Origin of the sequence: Bradyrhizobium yuanmingense (assembly GCF_025200905.1) — a bacterium.
Taxonomy (GTDB): Bacteria; Pseudomonadota; Alphaproteobacteria; order Rhizobiales; family Xanthobacteraceae; genus Bradyrhizobium; species Bradyrhizobium yuanmingense.
The window spans coordinates 4503224-4523054 of sequence record NZ_CP104173.1 but is presented as its reverse complement, the minus strand read 5'-3'; the positions used below and the strand labels follow the sequence as shown (position 1 = coordinate 4523054).

At 65.3% G+C, this 19831-nt stretch carries 23 protein-coding genes, 3 tRNA genes and 1 pseudogene; 15 read left to right on the top strand and 12 right to left on the bottom strand.

The genetic code is table 11. The features are described from left to right. Positions 1-16: 16 nt before the first annotated feature. Complete coding sequence (locus N2605_RS21335; protein WP_036010549.1) at positions 17-259, top strand: DUF6719 family protein; 243 nt, start codon at positions 17-19, stop codon at positions 257-259. Positions 260-286: 27 nt separating this feature from the next. Here N2605_RS21335 and N2605_RS21330 read toward each other — a convergent pair whose 3' ends face one another. Together N2605_RS21330 and N2605_RS21325 are read right to left on the bottom strand one after the other, a co-directional pair. Further along, on the bottom strand, positions 287-541 hold the full coding sequence (locus N2605_RS21330) for a hypothetical protein (protein ID WP_260342886.1): 255 nt from the start codon (positions 539-541) through the stop codon (positions 287-289). Positions 542-853: 312 nt separating this feature from the next. Continuing rightward, positions 854-1225 carry a hypothetical protein gene (locus N2605_RS21325; protein WP_036027725.1) on the bottom strand — a complete coding sequence of 124 codons (372 nt, stop codon included), beginning with the start codon at positions 1223-1225 and terminating at the stop codon, positions 854-856. 99 nt (positions 1226-1324) lie between these two features. Here N2605_RS21325 and N2605_RS21320 point away from each other — a divergent pair, with 99 nt between their 5' ends. Further along, positions 1325-1489 carry a hypothetical protein gene (locus N2605_RS21320; protein WP_167361680.1) on the top strand — a complete coding sequence of 55 codons (165 nt, stop codon included), beginning with the start codon at positions 1325-1327 and terminating at the stop codon, positions 1487-1489. A gap of 23 nt (positions 1490-1512) precedes the next feature. Here the strand turns inward: N2605_RS21320 and N2605_RS21315 are convergent, their stop codons facing one another. Continuing rightward, positions 1513-1716: a hypothetical protein gene (locus tag N2605_RS21315; RefSeq protein ID WP_050996027.1), complete on the bottom strand. Its 204-nt coding sequence runs from the start codon at positions 1714-1716 to the stop codon at positions 1513-1515. Between the two features lie 320 nt (positions 1717-2036). Between N2605_RS21315 and N2605_RS21310 the strand changes: the two genes are divergently transcribed. Next, positions 2037-2756, top strand: coding sequence for a class I SAM-dependent methyltransferase (locus N2605_RS21310; RefSeq protein ID WP_260342884.1), 720 nt, complete (start codon positions 2037-2039; stop codon positions 2754-2756). Here the strand turns inward: N2605_RS21310 and N2605_RS21305 are convergent. Together N2605_RS21305 and N2605_RS21300 are read right to left on the bottom strand one after the other, a co-directional pair. After that, a tRNA-Thr gene (locus tag N2605_RS21305) sits at positions 2744-2818 on the bottom strand. The two genes, N2605_RS21310 and N2605_RS21305, sit on opposite strands and share 13 nt — an antisense overlap. 171 nt (positions 2819-2989) lie before the next feature. Then, positions 2990-3484 (bottom strand): hypothetical protein, encoded by a 495-nt coding sequence (locus N2605_RS21300; protein WP_057029593.1) that lies wholly within the window; start codon positions 3482-3484, stop codon positions 2990-2992. A 283-nt stretch (positions 3485-3767) separates the two neighbouring features. Between N2605_RS21300 and N2605_RS21295 the strand changes: the two genes are divergently transcribed. Both N2605_RS21295 and N2605_RS21290 read left to right on the top strand, forming a co-directional pair. Continuing rightward, on the top strand, positions 3768-4250 hold the full coding sequence (locus tag N2605_RS21295; RefSeq protein WP_109143325.1) for a hypothetical protein: 483 nt from the start codon (positions 3768-3770) through the stop codon (positions 4248-4250). Positions 4251-4291: 41 nt separating this feature from the next. Continuing rightward, positions 4292-4798, top strand: a complete 507-nt coding sequence (locus N2605_RS21290) for a hypothetical protein (protein ID WP_109143326.1) — start codon at positions 4292-4294, stop codon at positions 4796-4798. A 262-nt stretch (positions 4799-5060) separates the two neighbouring features. Here N2605_RS21290 and rlmB read toward each other — a convergent pair whose 3' ends face one another. Next, positions 5061-5891, bottom strand: a complete 831-nt coding sequence (gene rlmB / locus N2605_RS21285) for a 23S rRNA (guanosine(2251)-2'-O)-methyltransferase RlmB (protein ID WP_260342880.1) — start codon at positions 5889-5891, stop codon at positions 5061-5063. Positions 5892-6098: 207 nt separating this feature from the next. On the opposite strand from rlmB, the gene N2605_RS21280 reads away from it, so the two are divergent. After that, a tRNA-Tyr gene (locus N2605_RS21280) sits at positions 6099-6184 on the top strand. A 126-nt stretch (positions 6185-6310) separates the two neighbouring features. Here the strand turns inward: N2605_RS21280 and N2605_RS21275 are convergent. The 3 genes from N2605_RS21275 to N2605_RS21265 all read right to left on the bottom strand — a co-directional run bounded on the left by N2605_RS21275 (position 6311) and on the right by N2605_RS21265 (position 10532). Beyond that, complete coding sequence (locus N2605_RS21275) at positions 6311-7342, bottom strand: LLM class flavin-dependent oxidoreductase (protein WP_260342878.1); 1032 nt, start codon at positions 7340-7342, stop codon at positions 6311-6313. Between the two features lie 95 nt (positions 7343-7437). Then, positions 7438-8418: an NADPH:quinone oxidoreductase family protein gene (locus N2605_RS21270; protein ID WP_260342876.1), complete on the bottom strand. Its 981-nt coding sequence runs from the start codon at positions 8416-8418 to the stop codon at positions 7438-7440. Positions 8419-8474: 56 nt separating this feature from the next. Further along, positions 8475-10532 (bottom strand): ATP-dependent helicase, encoded by a 2058-nt coding sequence (locus tag N2605_RS21265; RefSeq protein WP_225113255.1) that lies wholly within the window; start codon positions 10530-10532, stop codon positions 8475-8477. A 122-nt stretch (positions 10533-10654) separates the two neighbouring features. On the opposite strand from N2605_RS21265, the gene N2605_RS21260 reads away from it, so the two are divergent. After that, the gene (locus tag N2605_RS21260; RefSeq protein ID WP_260347467.1) at positions 10655-11248 is read left to right on the top strand and encodes a TMEM175 family protein; all 594 of its coding nucleotides are present in this window, start codon (positions 10655-10657) and stop codon (positions 11246-11248) included. Here N2605_RS21260 and N2605_RS21255 read toward each other — a convergent pair. Further along, positions 11215-11589: a YciI family protein gene (locus tag N2605_RS21255; RefSeq protein ID WP_036010863.1), complete on the bottom strand. Its 375-nt coding sequence runs from the start codon at positions 11587-11589 to the stop codon at positions 11215-11217. The genes N2605_RS21260 and N2605_RS21255 overlap by 34 nt on opposite strands. A gap of 211 nt (positions 11590-11800) precedes the next feature. Between N2605_RS21255 and N2605_RS21250 the strand changes: the two genes are divergently transcribed. Beyond that, positions 11801-11986, top strand: a complete 186-nt coding sequence (locus N2605_RS21250) for a hypothetical protein (RefSeq protein WP_036010865.1) — start codon at positions 11801-11803, stop codon at positions 11984-11986. 299 nt (positions 11987-12285) lie between these two features. On the opposite strand, the gene N2605_RS21240 is transcribed toward N2605_RS21250, so the two are convergent. Continuing rightward, positions 12286-12456, bottom strand: a complete 171-nt coding sequence (locus N2605_RS21240; protein WP_420887834.1) for a hypothetical protein — start codon at positions 12454-12456, stop codon at positions 12286-12288. Positions 12457-12867: 411 nt separating this feature from the next. Here N2605_RS21240 and N2605_RS21235 point away from each other — a divergent pair. Next, positions 12868-14613, top strand: a pseudogene (locus N2605_RS21235) (ATP-binding protein); the annotation flags it as partial. A gap of 329 nt (positions 14614-14942) precedes the next feature. Next, positions 14943-15016, top strand: a tRNA-Gly gene (locus tag N2605_RS21230). A 357-nt stretch (positions 15017-15373) separates the two neighbouring features. On the opposite strand, the gene N2605_RS21225 is transcribed toward N2605_RS21230, so the two are convergent. Next, complete coding sequence (locus N2605_RS21225; RefSeq protein ID WP_260342874.1) at positions 15374-16237, bottom strand: formate/nitrite transporter family protein; 864 nt, start codon at positions 16235-16237, stop codon at positions 15374-15376. Positions 16238-16401: 164 nt separating this feature from the next. On the opposite strand from N2605_RS21225, the gene N2605_RS21220 reads away from it, so the two are divergent. The 5 genes from N2605_RS21220 to N2605_RS21200 all read left to right on the top strand — a co-directional run bounded on the left by N2605_RS21220 (position 16402) and on the right by N2605_RS21200 (position 19772). Next, positions 16402-16854, top strand: coding sequence for a DUF2231 domain-containing protein (locus N2605_RS21220; protein ID WP_260342872.1), 453 nt, complete (start codon positions 16402-16404; stop codon positions 16852-16854). Further along, positions 16851-18185 (top strand): PQQ-dependent sugar dehydrogenase, encoded by a 1335-nt coding sequence (locus tag N2605_RS21215; protein ID WP_260342870.1) that lies wholly within the window; start codon positions 16851-16853, stop codon positions 18183-18185. Before N2605_RS21220 ends, N2605_RS21215 begins: the two co-directional genes overlap by 4 nt. 60 nt (positions 18186-18245) lie before the next feature. Further along, positions 18246-18461, top strand: a complete 216-nt coding sequence (locus N2605_RS21210) for a hypothetical protein (RefSeq protein WP_036010879.1) — start codon at positions 18246-18248, stop codon at positions 18459-18461. Between the two features lie 9 nt (positions 18462-18470). After that, positions 18471-18641, top strand: a complete 171-nt coding sequence (locus tag N2605_RS21205; protein WP_167361681.1) for a hypothetical protein — start codon at positions 18471-18473, stop codon at positions 18639-18641. A 303-nt stretch (positions 18642-18944) separates the two neighbouring features. Then, positions 18945-19772 carry a 3-oxoadipate:acetyl-CoA acetyltransferase gene (locus tag N2605_RS21200; RefSeq protein WP_057029603.1) on the top strand — a complete coding sequence of 276 codons (828 nt, stop codon included), beginning with the start codon at positions 18945-18947 and terminating at the stop codon, positions 19770-19772. Positions 19773-19831: the final 59 nt, after the last annotated feature.

Genomic DNA, 19831 nt, shown 5'->3' with positions numbered 1-19831 from the left:
AGGTGGGACGACGGACATGCGTATCTTGGTGTCGGCAGTGGTGCTCTCGTTCTTCGGCTGCCTGCCGTGCTCTGCACAGACAATCCTCAGATCCGAGCCTCTGATGTTGGCACCGTACGAAGTTGCCTTCGTCAAGGACGCTTCATGTCCGTCGGGCAAGGTCATGAAGGTCACCGGCGCCATCCGCGGGCTGCACCGCCGCAAGGCCTGCGTGACTATGCCGGGCGAGCAAGCCTCGCTTGTGGCGGCCACCCCCTGAGCTTTCGCTCCGGCTCCGTGCCGGAACTCAGGAATTCAGCTCGAGCTCCATTCTGGACTGCCGATCGGCCTCCGCCTTGTTCTTGGCGGGGTCCTCGCCTTGAGCCGCCTGGCACGGCTCGATCTTGTAATCATTGTCGAGCACCCGGTGCGGTCCCGGCCGCTCGTCGTCCGCCGTCACGTCCACGACGAGACCACTCCGCTCAGCGAGCTTCCAGACGTCGGCCTCGCTCGGATAGGCCTTGCTGATTTGGGCGTCATTGCAGAAGAGGGCGTAGGGCATGCATCCCGACTCCAGGAATGCCCGTTAACGAGCTTACGGGGGAGGGGTTCCGGCCACCGCCCGATCACGCGCCCGTGATCGTCGCGGACGGCCCTTGAGTCCCTTAACGAGTCCTGAATCCCGGAAAAAAGAATCCCTGGGACTCGTCGGCCGGAATCAGCGGATGTTTTCCGCCATGACGAGCGACCTGAACACATCCTGCGGGCACATGCTCCTGCCGCTCACGCTGGCGCTGCTCGGCGCCTGCGCGGCCAATCTCTGGCTGGTCTGGTCGTGGTTGTAGGGGCCTGGCTGTAGACCCCTGGCCGGGCCCTATTTTTCGGCCGGTGGACTGGAGGCGTCGAGGATGGCGGCACGCAATTTGGTCAGGGTTGCCACACAATATTCCTCACGTTCGCGCTCGAAGCGCTCCTGGTGCTTGCGGAAATTGGCGATGCGGGCCTGCATCTCGGCGCGGAAATCGCCGCTCGTCCGCGGCGGCAGAGGCGCGGGCCGCGGCGCAAGGGGGGCTTGCGGCGGTTCGATCTCGACGGTGACCGCCTGCATGGTGACGATCTCCATCGCGACGGCCGGGCCAGATGCGGGCGCCTCCGGCTGAAGAACGTCATCCTTCCTGCCGGTCACCGACTGGACGAAAGCCAGCGTCTGCGCGATCAGTGCGTCGCGCTCCCTGATCCATTTCATGATCCACCTCAGCCGCGCGTATTCCAGCAAAGCGGCTGCTTCGAATCAAGGCTGTTTGCAAGGGTTGCATATTTTTCCCGGTAGCCCGACACTGGGCAGATGGATGCATCGAAAGAAAGACCGAACGAGGCGGAGGGCCTGAGGCTCATCCGCGCGTTCCTGACGCTGCCGCCCGACAAGCGGGCGGAGGTGATCGCGTTTGTCGAGGAATTGGCGCGTGTCCACGGCCGACCCGAGGAGGGCGCCAAGGCCTCGCCGAGGTAAGCAAGACCTCGTCGAGGTAATCGCTACCGCTCGCGCGGATTGACGTTGGGCTCGAACGGCGCGCCGACCACCCGAACCGGGATCTGAGCTGGCGTGCGCGGAGTGGGCTCGATCACGGCCCTATCGGCGACCAGCTTATCGGGCGTCCGTACAGGCGCCGGCTCGAACAGCGCCAACATCCCGGCCACGGCGATACAGCACAGCGTCACCGTCGCCAGCAGAATCATGTTTCGGTTTTCTTCCCGGATCCGCATGCGCTGACAACGGCTGGCGCCGGAGCCGGTTCCGGGCCGGCGATTTTCGATGCGAAAACGGGGGGCTTTAGATCGCGCCTAGTGCGACAGCACCAAGCCGAGCGCGAGCACGAACAGCATGGCCGTCGCGACGACGGCCGTAAGCGCGCCGGCGACGATCTTGGCCTTCTCTTTGGGAGTGGTGGAGCGCATGGTCTCGACGAGACGAATGACGTGCGTAGGTTCGCTGCCAGGGAATTTCGAACAGTTCGGCCGGATTGTATAGTGTACCCGCGCCGCAAAAGGCTCGCCCAATGACCGTCGGTCGTCCTCCCGTGCTTGCGCACGAACGCTTCGTTGCCGACCGTGACAATTTCTCAGGGCTGGATCTCGCCGCGCGGTTCGCGCGGATTGAGCGCACCAACCTCTGGGGCGCAACCACTTCGGTGTCCGGCCTCGGCTCCGAGGATGTCGCCACAGCCGCGATCCAGCAGGCGCTGCCTGCATTGCTGCTACGGCTCGGCGTTCGCTCGCTGCTCGATGCGCCCTGCGGCGATGCAGGTTGGATCGGCCGGCTCAAGCTCGATGTCGATTACACCGGCATCGACATCGTACCGTCGCTGATCGATGCAAACCGCCGGCGTGTCGCAGCCGACGGTTCGTCCGGTCGGTTTCTCGTCGCTGACATCACGCGCGATGCGCTGCCGCACGCCGACGTCATTCTCTGCCGGGATTGCCTGGTGCATCTGAGCTTTGCGAACATCTATCGCGCGCTCGCGCAATTTCGGATGAGCGGCGCGCGCTTCCTGCTCGTCACGACCTTTCCGGAGTGGGACGACAATCACGATTGCGAGGATGGCGACTGGCGCGCGCTCAACATGGAGAAAGCGCCGTTCGGCTGGCCGGCACCGCAGGCAGTGATCGACGAGCGTTGCGAGGAGGGCGGTGGCGGCTGGCGCGACAAGAGCCTCGGGCTCTGGCGGCTGGATGAGCTGCCGGAGAATAGCTTCGCGTCAGAAGCTGGTGCCGGCTGAGGGGATTGAACCCCCGACCTTCGGTTTACAAAACCGCTGCTCTACCGCTGAGCTAAGCCGGCGATGCCTCAAGAGGCAGGGCAGAGCTCGGCTCGCGCCGGGCCCCGTCTACCCGTGCGCGCCGCCATACCAGACTTGATCGGAAAGTGCCAGAACCGGGAGGTCGTCGTCGCAGGACGTGAAGCGGGCGGCCGCGCGGGCCGCCCGATGTGTCGCGTTCGGCTCAAGCCGGCTTACTGGCAGAGCTGCCGGCGGCCGTCTGCGCCCTTGAAGTACGTGCCGGGCGTACAGACGAAGCCGTTGCGCTGGGCATAGGTGCGCCTGTCCCAGCTACGATTGTCCCAGCCGCGGTCCCACGAATTGTCATAGGCGTAGGAATTGTCCCAACCTCGGAATGGGGCGGTGGCAATCGCGCCGGCGGTGCCGATCGCGGCGCCCGCGACGCCGGCCGCCGTCCCGACAGCGCCCGCCGCAACGTCGGTCGGCCAGAAGCCAGTGGGGCTTCTGTTCCAGTCGTTATTCCAGTCGCGGTTGGTCTGGCGATAGGCCGCGCGGCGGTGGCGGTAGCCGCTCTCGGTGGTGGCCTGTCCCGGTCCGAAGGTCTGGCAATTGGCGTTCGGGAATTGCGCCGAGCAGCGGCCCTGATTGGTGACGACGGTCTGCGCCATGGCAGAGCCTGCCAGCATGGTCGCTGCGATCGCCGTGGCCCCGAGAAGCTTGATGGTCATGGTTGTTCGCTCCCATTTTGTGGACAGGAGCTAAACGCTGACGGCGCAGGACGTTCCGATGCAACCTTGGGATTTTTCGGAGGCGAGCCGTCAAACCGATCTGAGCAGCATGCGCTGTTCCAGTCGCGCGGTTCCGCGCCGTTAACGCTTCGCTAGCTCGCCGTGCAACATTTGAGCGGCGCGCAATCCTTGCACGTTAGGCTTACCGGAATTTGGTGAGCAGGCCTTAACTCTCTCTGCGTCGCGATCGGATAGGTTGCGCCCGGATAACCGGGGTCTCCTCATGCGTGCCGTGGCGCTCGCCGCCTTTCTGATCGGACTGCCTGCAACCGCGTTTGCAGCCGGCTTCGAGATCGTCGTTCCCGGCCGTCCCGGCGTGCCTGTAATCATCAACAACATCGATGCGTCCTATGCCGTCGTCGAGGGCACCTGGGGCCTCGGCAAGGGCCAGCAGGTGCAGCCCACGATCTATGGCGGACGCTATATCGCCGAGCGGCAGCCCGACAACGTCGGCCATTATTATCCGACGCTGGGCCTGCGGCCAGGCTACGGCCGGCTCGAGGTCGAGCCGCCGGCGAACCGCAAATTGCCCAAGCCCGCCGAGAGCTACCACCAGAGCTGGGGTGCCTCGTCCGCGCCGCTGCCGGCGCAGATGGATCCGCCCGTCGATCCGCCGCCGGTGATCTACGCGCCCGAGATCAACGACCGTCCTCGGCCCCCGCGGCCGCGGCCGCGCACAGAGATACCCGGCAGGCCGCCGGGTTGAGAAACGTGAAAACCAAAAACGGAAATCAACAGGAGAGAGTAATGCGTCAAATGATTTCGGGACTGGTCGCGGCAACTGCCGTGATGTTCGCCGCCACCGTGCCGGCCGCGGCCTGCGGCTTCAGCACATGCGCGCCCGTTGCGCCGGTCTATGCCGGCTGCAACACCGGATGCGGCGGATATGGTTATGGCTACGGCTACGGCGCCTATGAGCGTCTCGCCGAGCCGACCACGCAGTATTATTACGTCAACCAGGGTCCGACCTATACCGGTCCGGGCGCCTTCGCGCCGTACCCGACCTATCGCGAGGACGCGGTCGTCGCGCCCGCCAATTACGGCTATGGCTATGGCTATCGTGCCGCTGCGGTCGCGCCGCCGGCCGCTTATCCCTATCGCCGCCCGTACTTCCGTCCCTATCGCTACGGCTACGGTCCCCGCTACGGCTATCTGCCGCGCGTTCACTACGGCCATGCTCACCGCTACGGCTACGCCCACCGCCATGCGCCGCGCTATTATGGCGGTCACCGCGTGCTGCGCCGCTATTACTGATCTCTGATCGGTTGAGATTTGCGAAGCGCCCGTTCGCGTGATGCGGACGGGCGTTTTGCTTTCTCTTCAAAACAACCCCATGCACAGTAGCCGGGAACAGTGAAATCAAGGACTTGAAGCGCAATGTGCCCGAGATGAGCGAGCATCGCTCATTAGCTCATTGTTCGAACCCCAAATTTCGGAAAAACAGAGACTTAGATTGATCCGTCGGGCAAAACAGGCGTAGTCTAGCATCGTCCGGATATGCGCGGCGCCTAAAGCGCTAGCGCTTCATCAGCCCCAGCCGGCTCGCGCCGACATAGAGCGAGAGTACGGCCGCATTCGAGACGTTGAGGCTCTTGATCTCGCCGGGCATGTCGAGCCGCGCCACGACGCTGCAGGTCTCGCGCGTCAATTGCCGCAAGCCTTTGCCTTCGGCGCCGAGCACCAGCGCGAGCGGCTCGCGCAGTGTGACGTTCGAGAGGTCCTCGGTACCTTCGCTGTCGAGACCGACGGTCTGGAAGCCGCGCTCGTTCAACGCCGTTAAGGCGCGGGCGAGATTTTGCACCGTGACGACAGGCACAAGCTCCAGCGCGCCGGAGGCGGCCTTGGCGAGCACGCCCGTCGCCTCGGGGCTGTGACGCGCGGTGGTCACGATCGCCTTCACCGCGAAGGCCGCTGCAGAGCGCAGAATGGCGCCGACATTGTGCGGATCGGTGATCTGGTCGAGCACCAGCACCATGCCTTCCTGCTTGAGCGTCTCGATGTCCGGCGAGGGCAGGGGATCGGCCTCGGCGAGCAGGCCCTGATGCACGGCGTCGGGCGAGAGCAGGCGGTCGATCTCATGGGGACGGACGATCTCGGGCGCGATGCGGGTCGCGATGTTTTCGTCCGCCAGCCGCCGCGCGGCGTTCTCGGTCAGCGTCAGCTTGCGGATCCGCCGCTGCGGATTGGCGAGGGCCATGGTGACGGTGTGCCAGCCATAGAGAATGACCGGGCCGTCGCCTTGCGAATCACGGTCGCGCCAAGCCGGCCGGCCGGCCGATTTTCCGGGTCTGTTGAAGGGCTTAGCCCCGCCGCGAGCCCCCTTGGGGCCGAATTTTCGATCCTTCATGGGCTCGCTTCTGTCATGGGTTCCGGAATATGGCAATTTCGGTGCCTGCGAGGGCGATTTTAGCTGCTTGCCTCGGTTGACTTTGCCCCACCGCTTCGCCCATAAACGCGCCCGGTCGCGCCCCGATCCGGGTTGCCGCGGCCTTCACGTTCCATGGCCGTCTTCGGTCCGCCGGCAAGGTCCGGCCCGATTGTGCTGCCGTCGAGCGGGGGAGTGTCCCGAGTGGCAAAGGGAGCTGACTGTAAATCAGCCGCCTCATGGCTTCGCAGGTTCGAGTCCTGCCTCCCCCACCAGCCTTCGCTCGCTTCGCGAGCTACGGCTAGGCAAGCCAGCATAAGTGCTCGTGGCGCGAAGTGAGCGAAGGCTGTCGCGCCGTAGCCCGCAGGGCGTAGGCGGACTGGGACTGTTTCTCAAGCCCGCTACCCCATCATCTCCCGCACCATCGGCACCACCTTCCGCCCGTAGAGCTCGATGCTCCGCATCAGCTTCTCGTTCGGCAACGGCCCCGCCGAATACTTCAACTGAAACCGCGAAATGCCGAGCGCCTTTGCGGTCTTCGCGATCTTGCGCGCCACCGTTTCCGGCGAGCCGACATAGAGCGACCCGTGCTCGGCCTCGCTGACAAACTCCTCGCGGCCCATCGGCGGCCAGCCGCGCTCCTTGCCGATGCGGTCGCGCATCGCCTTGTAGTCGGGCCAGAGCTCCTCGCGCGCCTGCGCGTCGGTCTCGGCGACGTAGCCCGGCGAATGCACGCCGATCGGCTGGGCCGGGCGACCGAACTCCCTGAAGGCCCGATGATAGAGCTCGACATAGGGCGCAAAGCGCGCTGGATCGCCGCCGATGATCGCCAGCATCAAGGGCAGATCGTAATGCGCGGCGCGCACCACCGATTGCGGACTGCCGCCGACGCCGATCCAGGTTTTCAGCTTACCGTTCTCGACCGGCGGATAGACCAGCTGATCTTTCAGCGGCGGACGCAGCTTGCCTTGCCAGGTGACCGGCTGCTGCGACAAGAGCGCGGCGAACAGATCGAGCTTCTCCTCGAACAGCTCCTCATATTTGCGCAGGTCGAAGCCGAACAGCGGGAAGGATTCGGTGAACGAGCCGCGGCCGAGGATCACCTCGGCGCGTCCGTTCGAGACCGCATCCAGCGTGGCAAAGCGCTGGAACACGCGGATGGGATCGTCCGAAGACAGCACCGTCACGGCCGAGCCGAGATGGATGCGCCTGGTGCGCGATGCGATCGCCGCGAGCACGGTCTCCGGCGAGGAGATCGCGAAATCGGCGCGGTGATGCTCGCCGAGACCGATGAAATCGAGACCGAGCTCGTCCGCCAGCACCGCTTCGTCGACCACGTTGCGGATCACCTGCGCATGCGGAATCATGTCGCCGGACGCATCTCTTGTGACGTCGCCAAAGGTATCCAGTCCGAATTCGAGCGGTGGGGTCATCGATCAGGTCTCTGTGGGAGGATCGGCCACATCTAAGAGACCGCAGCCCGGTCACAAGCGCACGTGCGGAAATGCTCGGTTTCCGTTTGTGGATCTTATCGCCCGATGCGCACCACCATCTTGCCGAGCGCAGCGCGCGTCTGCATCGTCTTGAATGCCGCGCGGAAATCCTCGAAGGCGAAGACTTGGCCGACCACGGGCTTCAACTGGCCATCGGCAAGCCAGTCCGTCAATTGTGACATCAGGCGCTTCTGCACATCGGGCTCGCGCGTTGGAATCTGCGCAAGATCGACACCGAGTAAGGCGCCGCCTTTCAGAAGCGGCAGATTGAACGGCAGCGCGGGAATGGCGCCGGCGGCAAAGCCGACCACGAGATGGCGTCCGCGCCAGGCGATGGATCGAAATGCCTGCACCGAGATTTCGCCGCCAACGGGATCGAAGATCACGTCCGCGCCACGTCCTGCCGTCAACTCCTTGAGCGTGTCGCGCCAGCCGGCCTGCGTATAGTCGATCACCGCATCGGCGCCATGCGCCTGCGCAAACTCGCGCTTCTCTGGTGTTGATGCAGCCGCGATGACGCGAGCGCCGAGCAGCTTTCCAATCTGGACGGCCGCAATCCCAGTGCCGCCGGCGGCACCCAGCACGAGAAGCTGCTCGCCTGCGGCCAGCGAAGCGCGCGCGCCCAGCGCATAAAGGGCCGTCAGGTAATTGGCGCGAAACGAGGCGGCGACCTCGGCTGCGACGCCATCCGGCAGGGGATGGACCGCTTCAGGCCTAACGACGATCTCTTCGGCCAGTGCGCCCGATCGCGTCATGCCCATCACGCGCATGCCGGGTTGGTAACCGCCCGATGCGCCGGGCGCGTCCGTCATCACTCCCGCGAACTCCGTCCCGGGAATGAAGGGCAGGGGGTCCTTGGTCTGGTAGCGTCCCTCGATCTTCAGCCCATCGACGAAGCCAATCCCGGCAGCTTCCACCCGGATGCGCAGCTGTCCCGCCTCCATGGACGGAGGCGGTACGTCCTTCAGCTCGATCTGATCGATGGGGGCGTATTGCTCGACGACAACGGCTTTCATGTCGGACCTCTGTTGTTCCAGTTATCCTGACAGGTCTCGACACTAGCCTCTTGTGTCTACCGCCACATCCCGCGCATCCTTGCCCCGATGTCGATCTTCGGCCCCTGCGCCGCGGTGCGCGCGGCACCGCTTGCTGCCTTCGGCCAGGCGGTGCGCTCGAACAGGTAGACCAATTGCTCCGGGATGAACCGGGTGCGCGAGGCGTAGACGTGGCGGTCGCCCCTGGCGGCCTGACCGTGCACGAAGAAGCGCTGCGGCACGACGAGATGCAGATCGTCCTTGGCGCGCGTCATCGCGACATAGAGCAGGCGGCGCTCCTCCTCGATCTCGGCGCTGGTGCCGGCGCCGAGATCGGACGGCATGCAGCCGTCGACGACGTTGAGCACGAACACCGATTTCCACTCCTGGCCCTTGGCGGAGTGGATGGTGGAGAGGATCAGGTAGTCCTCGTCGCGCAGGGGTGGCCCTGATTTGTCGCTGGTCGCATCCGGCGGATCGAGCGTGAGCTCGGTCAGGAATTTCTCGCGAGAGGCATAGCCGCTCGCGATCTGCTCGAGTTGCATCAGATCGGCGCGGCGCGTCTCGGCATCCTCGTGCATGCGGTCGAGATGCGGCTCGTACCAGAGCCGCACCCGTTCGAGATCGACGGGCCATTCCGAATAGCGCAAGTTTTCGACCGTGCGGACGAAACAGGTCCAGTCCTCGCCGGTGCGCGCCGGCCCCGGCAGCCGGCCGAGCGCGGCAAGCGGGTCGGTGCTCTCCGCCATCTGGTCCAGCACGCGCTGTGCGGTCGCAGGCCCGATACCCGGCAGCAGGTGCAGGATGCGAAAGCCGGCGACGCGGTCGCGCGGATTCTCGGCGAAGCGCAACACGGCCAGCACGTCCTTGACATGCGCGGCATCCAGGAATTTCAGGCCGCCGAACTTGACGAAGGGGATGTTGCGGCGGGTCAGCTCGATCTCCAGCGGACCCGAATGCGAGGAGGTGCGGAACAGCACCGCCTGGTGCTTGAGCAGCGCGCCTTGCTCGCGGTTCGCCAGCACCGCCTCGACGATGTAGCGCGCCTGGTCGGCCTCGTCGTGCACGGTGACGAGCTGCGGCTTCTGACCTGAGGTGCGGTCGGTCCAGAGGTTCTTGGTGAAGCGCTCGCGGGCGAGGCCGATCACGCCGTTCGCCGCCGACAGCACCGCCTGCGTCGAGCGGTAATTGCGGTCGAGCGTGATCATCTCCGCGCGCGGCGAGAAGCTCTGCGGAAAGTCCAGGATGTTGCGCACGGTGGCGGCGCGAAACGAATAGATCGACTGCGCGTCGTCGCCGACCACGGTGAGGCCGCGGCCGTCGGGCTTGAGCGCCAAGAGGATCGAGGATTGCAGACGGTTGGTGTCCTGATATTCGTCGACCAGCACGTGGTCGAAGCGGCCGCCGATCTCCTGAGCGATCAGCGCATCGCCCATCATCTGCGACCAATACAGCAGCAGATCGTCGTAATCGAGCACGTGCTGGGCCTGCTTGGCCTCGACATAGGCGGCGAACAGACCCTTCAGCTCGGCGGCCCAGCCCGCGCACCAGGGAAAATGCTGGGCGAGCACCTTCTCGATCTCCATCTCGGCATTGACGCAGCGGGAATAGATCGACAGGCAGGTGCCCTTGGCCGGAAAGCGGCTCTCGGTCTTCGACAGGCCGCGCTCGTGCCGGACCAGGTTCATCAGGTCGGCAGAATCCTCGCGGTCATGGATGGTGAAGGCGGGATCGACGCCGATCCGCTCGGCATATTCGCGCAGGAGCCGCGCGCCGATGCCGTGGAAGGTGCCGGCCCAGGTCAGCGCATCGCGCATGATTGCGGCGTTGTTCTCGCCCAGCACCTTGCGCGCGATGCGCTCGACCCTTCCGGCCATTTCCGCCGCGGCGCGGCGGGAGAACGTCATCAGCAGGATGCGGCGGGGATCGGCGCCTGCGACGATCAGATGCGCGACGCGGTGGGCGAGCGTGTTGGTCTTGCCGGAGCCGGCACCGGCGATGACGAGCAGGGGGCCGCCCACGGTTGCGCCGTCGGCCACGCCATGCTCGACGGCGCGGCGCTGCTCCGCATTGAGCGTGTCCAGATATGTCGCCACGAATCGCCCCGGTGAAAGGATCAGACTCGGCGATCCCGGCGCGAATCGCAATGCGGCTGGACGGAACTGGAATTAGGATTTAGGGGGATGACGGCCCTTTGGTTCCAGCACCCCATGGCGAGATGACCGAGCTCAAGCCCGAACAATTCGAGATGCGGCGGCTGGAGTCGCTCAGCAACACCATTTTCGGCGTCGCCATGACGCTGCTGGCCTACGACCTGCCGAAGGCGGCAGTGTTCAGTGGCGCACCCGACTGGAACGATCTCGCGCGGGTGTATTCCGGCAAGCTTGCCGGCTTCGCGCTCAGCTTCATCATCGCCGGGGTGTTCTGGATCAGCCATCACCGCCGGCTGGCACGTCAGCCCGTCGGCAGCCGCGGCATGGTGGTCCTCAACCTTTTCTTCCTGCTCTCGATCGTGCTGCTGCCGGTCACCAATGGGCTCTACACCAACTACGCCATGAGCAGCGCGGTGGCGGTGCTCTACGGCCTGCACCTGACCACGATCGGCGGCCTCAATGCCTTGCTGTGGTGGACCATCCTGCGCGGCTGCGGCCGCGAGATCATGGCTTCGCTGTTTCCGGTCGCCGTGTTCATCCCGGGCACCATCGTTGCGGCGTTTGCGCCGCATATCGCGCCCTACATCTGGTGTTTTGCCTTTGGCGGCCTCCTGATCCAGCGCTTCTATGTCGCGCCGAACCCATCGGCCGGCACGTAAAGCTTGACCGGGCGGATCTCGTACACCGCCGTCGGATTGACCGCGCGCAGCTTCCGCGCCGCTTCGATCGCCTCCTCCTCGGTGGCGCATTGCATCAAGTGGAAGCCGAGAAGCTGCTCCTTGGTCTCGGCAAACGGCCCGTCCAGCACCATTCCCGCGCCGGGGCCGCGCAAGGTCCGGGCCTTACGGGTCTCATCCAGCCGGGCCGCCGGACCAAACTGCCCGCTGGCCCGCAGCGGCGCCTGAACCTCGATGACCTTGGCGACGACCGCGGCGTCCTGCTCCGCCGTCCAGGACAGGACCTCGTCTTCCACGTGATAGGCCAGGATGGCGTACAGCATCGTCACCTCGTTCTTTTCTGCTTTTGTTTCTGCGCAAGTCCTGAGGACGTGGCACGGCGGCCCATGCCGACACTTCCGAAGCAAAATATTGCGTGGCCCGCAAGCGGCGAAACCGTCCTGAAACCCGATTGCGTCCTCGCCCATGTGAACGCCGCCGGAACTGGTCGCGACTGATGGACCATAAACAACAAGTTCTTTGCTGGAGGCGGCAATGTCGGGTCATACCATCAAGATCATCTGCGACGCGCGGCGGGCAGGGCAGTCGGAGCCGGCCGATCTGCACGACCAGGCCGGCCATCACCGCTATTACGGCAGCTCGGCTGAGAACGGCGGTGAGCGGATCGTCGAGAGCCGGCGCGGCAAACTGCGGCGCGCGTTCAACTTCTTCGGCTTCTGAAGCCTTGCGGCGAGGCGGGCGTTCGAGATGGACGTTCCGCAGATATCGATCGCGGCGATGCCGTTCCTGCTCGCGCTGATGATCCGGACCTCCAAGGCCATCGTCCCGTGCCTTCTGACGAGAGGTTATGTTTGAGCATGATCTTTTCGGAAAACCGCTACACACTTTCCGGATCATGCTCTGGTCACGGTGCTGCTCGGCGAGGAGCCGAACCGCGCGGTCGTGGCCTGGTGCGTCGGCATGCTGATCGCCGCCGTCGCGCTGCGCGAGCGGCTTCGCGCTGGCTGACGCAGCATTCGTCATTGCCCGCTCAAGACCGGCTTGACCAGGGCCTCGCGCAGCGAGGCCAGCTTGCCGCTCGCCTGCATCTGGGCGATGACCTTGCCGACCTCAGGCACCAGATCGCGATGACGTTCATGCAGGTAGTGGTTGCAGGCGATGCGCGCCAGCCGGATCGTGTCCTGCGCCAACGCAGGGTCAGTGGCGAGCAGCGACAGGCAGGCGACGGCTAGCCGCCAAAGTTGGCGCCTGCACACCCGGTCGCAACGATCATTGCGCGCTCGTCCCGCGAGCCATACCGGACTTTCACCGATGACATTTTAGCACGAGCAGTGATAATTTGCCCAGCAGTGCCGCTGCGGGGGCGGAAGACGTGACTTGCCGACTTCGAGCTCGCGGGCCGACGGGACGTCGCTTGCATCGGGTGACGAGACGGGCGCGTCTCAGCCCATGGATTGCTCGAGACTGCAACCGCTCGACCGCAGCAGCGAGCCGCCATTTCGGGAACATGGTGCATGGCCAACGCAGCTGACGAGGACGCCAAGCGCAGCCACGCCATCGCGCCGACGGCGGCGAAGCCTGGTCTGACCGACATCGAGACGCTTGCGGCCATCGCCGAGTACGTCAGCAAATACAGCCTGACCCGGCCCCCACCGCCGTTACGCCTGGAGCGCCGGCCGCCCTCCGATGCCGACGAGCTGGACAAGGTGATCGAGGCTTTCAACGCGATGTGCGCGAACCTCCAGCAGGCCTATGGCGAGCTGCGCGAGGCCAATGCCAATCTCGAGCGCGATTTGACCATCCGCCGGCGCGCCGAAGCGGAGGCGCGGGCGAGCGAAGAGCGTTTCCGCGACTATGCCGAAACCGCGTCCGACTGGTTCTGGGAAACCGGGCCGGACCACTGCTTCACCTATCTCTCTGACCGGGTGATTGCCTTCGGAATGGATCCCAAAGTGCGGATCGGCACGCGTCGCATCGATACTGCGCTCGATCGGGATACCGAGGCCGAGAAATGGCGCGCGCATCTGGCGACGCTGGACCGTCACGAGCCGTTCCGCAAATTCGAATATCGCGGACGCGACACGCGCGGGCGGATGCATCATTTCAGCGTCAATGGCAAGCCGGTTTTCGACGACGATGGACGCTTCCTCGGCTACCGCGGCTCCGCGACCGACCTCACCGCGCAGCACGAGATCGAGGAGCGGCTGCGTCAGTCCCAGAAGATGGACGCGATCGGCCAGCTCACAGGCGGCGTGGCGCACGATTTCAACAACGTGCTCACGGTTATCACCGGTACGATCGAGATCATTCAGGAGGGGCTTGCGGACAAGCCCGAGCTGGCCGCGATCGCGCAATTGATCGATGATGCGGCCGCGCGCGGGGCGGAGATCACCTCGCAACTCCTGACCTTCGCGCGCCGCCAGCCGCTGGAGCCGCGCGAGATCGACGTTAACGCGCTCGTGGTCGAGACCGCGAAGCTGCTGAGGCCGATGCTCGGCGAGCAAATCGAGATCGAGACGCGGCTCGCCGACGAGGCCTGGTCCGCGATGGTGGATCCGTCGCAGCTGTCCTCCGCGATCGTCAACCTCGCCGTCAATGCGCGCGACGCGATGCCGGGCGGCGGCAAGCTCACCCTCGAAACCGCGAACCGCGAGCTCGACGGCACGGGGACCGCTGGTGAGGGCGTGCGCGGCGCCTTCGTGATGGTTGCAGTCGGCGACACCGGTCACGGCATTCCGGCCGATATCCGCGAGCGTGTTTTCGAGCCGTTCTTCACCACCAAGGGGGTCGGCCGCGGCACCGGTCTGGGGCTGAGCATGGTCTACGGCTTTGCCCGCCAGAGCGGCGGCACTGTTGCGATCGAAAGCGAGGAGGGGCGCGGCACCGTGATGCGGCTGTTCCTGCCGCGGGCAAAGGGCGAGGCTGTGGCCAGGACGGCGCCGGTTCAAGCGCCGGCCACGGCGCGCGGGCGGGAGACGATACTCGTGGTGGAGGACGATCCGCTGGTCCAGGGCTATGTCATCGCGCAACTCGGCGGCCTCGGCTACCGCACGCTCGCTGCGAGCGACGGCGCGTCCGCGCTGGCGTTGGTCGACCAGGGTGCCCGATTCGATCTGCTGTTCACGGACATCATCATGCCCGGCGGCATGAACGGGCATGAATTGGCCGAAGCCGTCAGGCTCCGCCGGCCGGGCGTGAGGGTGCTCTACACCTCCGGCTATACCGACAACACCATCGTCCACGACGGACATCTCGATCCCGGCGTGGCGCTGCTGTTCAAGCCATACCGCAAGGCGGAGCTGTCGCAGAAGATTCGCGAGGTGCTTGCCGGCGAGCCGCCCGCCTGAGCCGCGGCGACAGACGAAAAAGGCGCGGCGGGGAAGCCCCGTCGCGCCCGATTTCTTGCTCGCTGGTCCAGGGCTGAGAGCGCCCCGATGCCAAGCCCTACTCGAAGCTTAGCGGGCGATCCCAGCGAGGTGACAGCGCTTGAGATAAGACACTGGATCACCTCCTTTCGTTGGTTTCGGAAGTCTTCAATATAGGCGGCGATCCCGCCGCTGTTAAGGGGCGGCGGGTCCGCAGGAACCCGGGTGGTTCGCAAGGCCGCCGAAGACGCCGGAAAGCGACCTCCTGGGCAGTTGAGACCGCAGCCCGGCCGTGTTAGGGAGCCCCCAACGCGGGTGTAGCTCAATGGTAGAGCAGCAGCCTTCCAAGCTGAATACGAGGGTTCGATTCCCTTCACCCGCTCCAGAACCTGCTGGACGCGATATCCCAGCAGGGCATTTCCTCGATAGCCCCCCGTGGCTTGACGGCCGATCAGCTATTCCTCGTCCCGTCGCTCCGATCCTTCCGTGCGCGATCGAGCGCGCCGCCTTGAGGCTGTCCGCTGACCTTCACGCCGGGGAGATGATCGACCTTGTTCTTGTCGGCCTCGTCGCCGCGCTGAAGTTCGCGATCAATGATGTCGCGTGATCCTTCGGCCGGTTCCTGTCGAATGGGCTCTTGCTCTCGATGCTCATGAATGATCCTGCTTGACCGCGTTGATTGCTAGGGCAAACCCAGCTCTGCGCTATCGTTCCTGTCCAAAGCAGCCGCTTCGTGCAGGCTCTATCCCCTGTGGTTATCGATTTCGGCGGCGACCTGTCCGTAGTTCAGCAGCGCAACCAGGGTCGTTCCGCCGATAATATTGCCGTGTAGCGTGGGTATGAAGAAGTCGGAGGCATATTGGCTGAACGAGGCCAGGCCGCTCTGCACCAGAAAGGCGCACTCGATCGAACCCGCGACGATGTGCAAGAACTGGCCGAGTGCGACCACATAGGTCATCACTACGATGATGTGTGCGCGCGAGCCTTTGGCAGCCGGAAGAAGCCAGGCCATCGAGGCGATCAGCCAGCCGGCGAAGATGGCCCTGACGAAGGTGCTTGAGAACGTCCCCTCGATCGTCGGTCGGCTGAGATCGATGAAGGCGTCCACGATGCGAGGTTCGAAGATGCTGGTGCGAGCGAGCACGGAGGCGGCCGCCCAGGTCCCTGCGATATTCGAGGCGAGAACCAGGATCCAGAGCTTGAGCACGCTTGCCAAGGTGCCGAGATCCCTGTTGTGCAACAGCGGCAGGATCGGTGTCAGCGTGTTCTCGGTGAAGAGCTGTTGTCGTCCCAGCACGACGACCAGGAAGCCGACGGTGTAGCCGAGCGGAGCAACCAGGCGGCGGGTCGCCTCATCCGAGATCAGCGCATGCAACTCGCCCTGAACGATCAGCGACAGGCTTATCGAAAGGCCGGCGGCAAAACCGGACAGCACGATGGCCCACCATCGCCGCTCCAGCTCCTGCTCGCCTTCGGCGCGGATCGTCTCATGGATCAGCGCGGCGCTTGGCCTGCTCTGGGATTCGATCTGCCTGGTCTGGCGCCGCGACACGCCGTCGAGCTTGGATGCTGGGTTGAATGAGGCGCCGTCGCCAGACTGATCCACGCTGCGGTCTCCGAAAGGCTGATCCAGTCAAGACTTCCGGATGTCCCATTCAGTTCCCCTTGCGCGGTGCAGCCTCGCTCCAGGCGCGATGCAGCACGCGGAGGAACCTTCGTCATGAGCGGAAGTTCGCCGTACGGGCAAGGCTAAAAGTCACGAGGCCAACCGTGCAAGGCGACGTGCGCGTGCGTTCCACCGCGCAGATCGCGGGTCATCCGATTCATCCGATGCTGGTGCCGATCCCGATTACGTGTTTCGTCGGGGCGCTGCTGACCGACATCGCCTATGTCGCCAGTGCCGAGATCATGTGGGCGAATTTTTCGGCCTGGCTGCTGCTCGCCGGAATCGTCTTCGGCGTGCTGGCGGCGATCGCGGGCCTGATCGACTTCCTCGGCAATCGGCTGGTGCGGGCGCAGGCGCCGGCCTGGCCGCATCTGATCGGCAATGCCGTGGTGCTGATCCTTTCGATCGTCAATCTGATGATCCACATGCGCGATGGCTGGACTTCCGTGTGGCCGAGCGGGCTCGCCTTGTCCGCGCTCACAGTGCTGATCCTGCCGATCACGGGGTGGCTCGGCTGGGCTCTCGTCTATCGCCACGGCGTGGGAGTTGCACGATGACGTCTGCGATGATCCGCGCGCTGTTGTGCGCGTCGCTGCTGGGGCTGGCCGGCTGCAATGACGGCAGCGGCGATCCCAACGCGCAGGTCGGCGCCAATCCGGCACTTCCCGAAATCCAGCAATATCTGCTGCCGCCGGTCCACATTGCCCGCATCGTCGGCTGGAAGAAGGACGAGACGCCGACGGTCGCGCAGGGCCTGCAGGCCAAGGCCTTCGCCACCGGCCTGCAGCACCCGCGCTCGCTCTACGTTCTCCCCAATGGCGACGTGCTGGTGGTGGAATCCAAGGCGCCGAAAGGCGCTCCGATCAAGCTGCCCAAGGAACTCGTGATGGGCGTCATCCAGTCCTGGGCGACCTCCGGCGGCGACAGCGGCGCGAGCAACCGCATCACGCTGCTGCGCGACAGCAACGGGGATGGCGTGCCGGAGACGCAAAGCGTCTTCCTCGACCATCTCAACTCGCCGTTCGGCGTCGCGCTGGTCGGCAACGATCTCTATGTCGCCAACACCGACGCCATCCTCAGATATCCCTACACCGAAGGGGACACGAAGATCACCGCGCCGGGCACGGTGCTGACGCCGCTGCCGGGCGGTCCGATCAACCATCACTGGACCAAGAGCCTGGTCGCCAGCCCCGACGGCTCGAAGCTCTACGCCGGCGTCGGCTCCAACAGCAACGCCGCCGAGAGGGGCATGGAGGCCGAGCACAATCGCGCCGCCATCCTCGAGGTCGATCGCGCCAGCGGCCGCTGGCGCGTGTTCGCAAGCGGCCTGCGCAATCCCAACGGCCTTAGCTTCGAGCCGCAGACCGGCGCATTGTGGACGGTGGTCAACGAGCGCGACGAGCTCGGTCCCGATCTCGTGCCTGATTACATGACCTCGGTGAAGGACGGCGGCTTCTACGGCTGGCCCTACAGCTATTTCGGCCAGCACGTCGATCCCCGCGTCAAGCCGGAGCGGCCGGATCTCGTCGCCAGGGCGATCGTGCCGGATTATGCGCTGAGCTCGCATGTCGCCCCGCTCGGGCTCGCCTTCAACACCGGCACCAGCCTGCCGGCCGCCTATCGCGGCGGCGCCTTCGTTGGCGAGCACGGCAGTTGGAACAGGCAGGTGCTGAGCGGCTACAAGGTCGTGTTCGTGCCGTTCAAAGACGGCAAGCCGAGCGGCCCGCCGCAGGACGTCGTCACCGGGTTCCTCAACAGCGACAATAAGGCGCGCGGCCGCCCCGTTGGTGTTGCCATCGACAAGACCGGCGCGCTTCTGGTTGCGGACGACAGCGGCAACACGGTCTGGCGAGTGAGCGCGACCCATCCGCAGCTGACGCAACGTTAAGCGCGCAGGCGCGTTGTCGTGCAGACTTTTTTCTGAAATCTAGAGCCAGGAGTTTGGACAATGGGCCTTGCGCAATATGCCATCGTGCCGGTGCGGGACGAATGGGGCGTGCTGCACGACGGCGACGTCAAGAACACCTACGCCACCAAGGAAGCCGCGTTCGAGTCCGCAGTCGCCGCCGCATCCCTCGCGCTGCGTGAGGGACATGAAGTTCAGGTCAGCGTGCCCGGCCGCGAGGCGGGAGGCAACGCGCTCGGCGTCCGGGACAACGCTTGAGAAGACGCGATGACCAAGCCCCGTGAGCCCAACGGCGTCGAGCCATCCCGCTCCGAGGACGACATCCAGCGCGACCAGCTCGGCCCGCGCGGCGTGCCGGGCGCGCCCGATCCGGCCAAGATGACGCCGCAGCGCGAGAAGAAGACGCCGAAGCACGTGGATCCCGGCCACACCGCGTGAGGGGCTCCGCTGCGGCCAACCGACCAGACGATCAATCGCCCGCGGCGGGCGGCACTCCTCCGTCATTTCCGTAGCGGCCTTTGAATCGAGGTAGTCGCCTCATCGAGGTAGTCGCCTCGAGGTCATCGCGCGCGCCGCCGCCAGCCGCACGGCTACAGCAGGCCGGGCGACCGCAGTTCCGACCTGATTCAGACGAAAAGGCCCTGTCGCTGCGATCGACGAATGTTGCCGCGACAGGGTTTCACTTGTAGCAAGACTGGCCGAACGTTATGCGCGCGAGCGCAAAGATCATGAGGTCGCTGGATGAACCCCGCTGTCATTGCCGTCGCCATCACCGGCTCCGTTCCGCGCAAGAAGGACAATCCGGCGGTGCCGATCCTGCCCTCCGAGCAGATCGAATCGACGCACCAGGCCTTCGAGGCGGGCGCCACGCTTGCGCATATCCACGTCCGCAACGACGACGAGACGCCGTCCTCCGATCCCGAGCGTTTTGCCCAGGTGCAGGAGGGGATCAAAAAGCATTGTCCTGATATGATCGTCCAGTTCTCGACCGGCGGGCGTGGCCGCGATCCCTCGGCGCGCGGATCGGCGCTCTACCTCAAGCCCGACATGGCCTCGCTCTCCACGGGATCGGTGAACTTTCCGACCATCGTCTACGAGAACAGCGCCGCGCTGGTCGAGACGCTCGCCACTAGCATGAAGACGAACGGCATCCGGCCGGAAATCGAGATCTTCGATCTGTCGCATCTGCATGGCGCCCGCCGCCTGATCGATGCGGGCCTCATCGACGCGCGTCCGCACGTGCAGTTCGTCATGGGCGTCAAGAACGCGATGCCGGCGGACGAGCATGTGCTCGACATTCTCCTGGGCGAGCTCAGGCGGCTGATCCCGAAGGCAACCTGGACCGCAGCCGGAATCGGCCGTCATCAGGCCGAGGTCATGGGGTGGGCGCTCGCCCGAGGGGCGGACGCGGTCCGCACCGGGCTCGAGGACAATATCCGCATCGACAAGACGCGCCTTGCTGCCAGCAACGCCGAGCTCGTGACCTTGGCCTGCGAGGCGGTCGCGCGCCACGGCCGGCGCGTTGCGACCGCGGCTGAGGCGCGATCGCTGCTCGCCATGGCAGGGTAGGGCGACTTCCTCGTCCTCACATGCTCCCGGCTGCCGCCTGCCATTCGGCGGCCGGCGTT

Excerpts from the sequence above, each read along its gene's own strand:
- N2605_RS21335 (WP_036010549.1), top strand. The coding sequence starts at position 17 with ATGCGTATCTTGGTGTCGGCAGTGGTGCTCTCGTTCTTCGGCTGCCTG.
- N2605_RS21330 (WP_260342886.1), bottom strand. The coding sequence starts at position 541 with ATGCCCTACGCCCTCTTCTGCAATGACGCCCAAATCAGCAAGGCCTAT.
- N2605_RS21325 (WP_036027725.1), bottom strand. The coding sequence starts at position 1,225 with ATGAAATGGATCAGGGAGCGCGACGCACTGATCGCGCAGACGCTGGCT.
- N2605_RS21320 (WP_167361680.1), top strand. The coding sequence starts at position 1,325 with ATGGATGCATCGAAAGAAAGACCGAACGAGGCGGAGGGCCTGAGGCTC.
- N2605_RS21315 (WP_050996027.1), bottom strand. The coding sequence starts at position 1,716 with ATGATTCTGCTGGCGACGGTGACGCTGTGCTGTATCGCCGTGGCCGGG.
- N2605_RS21310 (WP_260342884.1), top strand. The coding sequence starts at position 2,037 with ATGACCGTCGGTCGTCCTCCCGTGCTTGCGCACGAACGCTTCGTTGCC.
- N2605_RS21300 (WP_057029593.1), bottom strand. The coding sequence starts at position 3,484 with ATGACCATCAAGCTTCTCGGGGCCACGGCGATCGCAGCGACCATGCTG.
- N2605_RS21295 (WP_109143325.1), top strand. The coding sequence starts at position 3,768 with ATGCGTGCCGTGGCGCTCGCCGCCTTTCTGATCGGACTGCCTGCAACC.
- N2605_RS21290 (WP_109143326.1), top strand. The coding sequence starts at position 4,292 with ATGCGTCAAATGATTTCGGGACTGGTCGCGGCAACTGCCGTGATGTTC.
- rlmB (WP_260342880.1), bottom strand. The coding sequence starts at position 5,891 with ATGAAGGATCGAAAATTCGGCCCCAAGGGGGCTCGCGGCGGGGCTAAG.
- N2605_RS21275 (WP_260342878.1), bottom strand. The coding sequence starts at position 7,342 with ATGACCCCACCGCTCGAATTCGGACTGGATACCTTTGGCGACGTCACA.
- N2605_RS21270 (WP_260342876.1), bottom strand. The coding sequence starts at position 8,418 with ATGAAAGCCGTTGTCGTCGAGCAATACGCCCCCATCGATCAGATCGAG.
- N2605_RS21260 (WP_260347467.1), top strand. The coding sequence starts at position 10,655 with ATGACCGAGCTCAAGCCCGAACAATTCGAGATGCGGCGGCTGGAGTCG.
- N2605_RS21255 (WP_036010863.1), bottom strand. The coding sequence starts at position 11,589 with ATGCTGTACGCCATCCTGGCCTATCACGTGGAAGACGAGGTCCTGTCC.
- N2605_RS21250 (WP_036010865.1), top strand. The coding sequence starts at position 11,801 with ATGTCGGGTCATACCATCAAGATCATCTGCGACGCGCGGCGGGCAGGG.
- N2605_RS21215 (WP_260342870.1), top strand. The coding sequence starts at position 16,851 with ATGACGTCTGCGATGATCCGCGCGCTGTTGTGCGCGTCGCTGCTGGGG.
- N2605_RS21210 (WP_036010879.1), top strand. The coding sequence starts at position 18,246 with ATGGGCCTTGCGCAATATGCCATCGTGCCGGTGCGGGACGAATGGGGC.
- N2605_RS21205 (WP_167361681.1), top strand. The coding sequence starts at position 18,471 with ATGACCAAGCCCCGTGAGCCCAACGGCGTCGAGCCATCCCGCTCCGAG.
- N2605_RS21200 (WP_057029603.1), top strand. The coding sequence starts at position 18,945 with ATGAACCCCGCTGTCATTGCCGTCGCCATCACCGGCTCCGTTCCGCGC.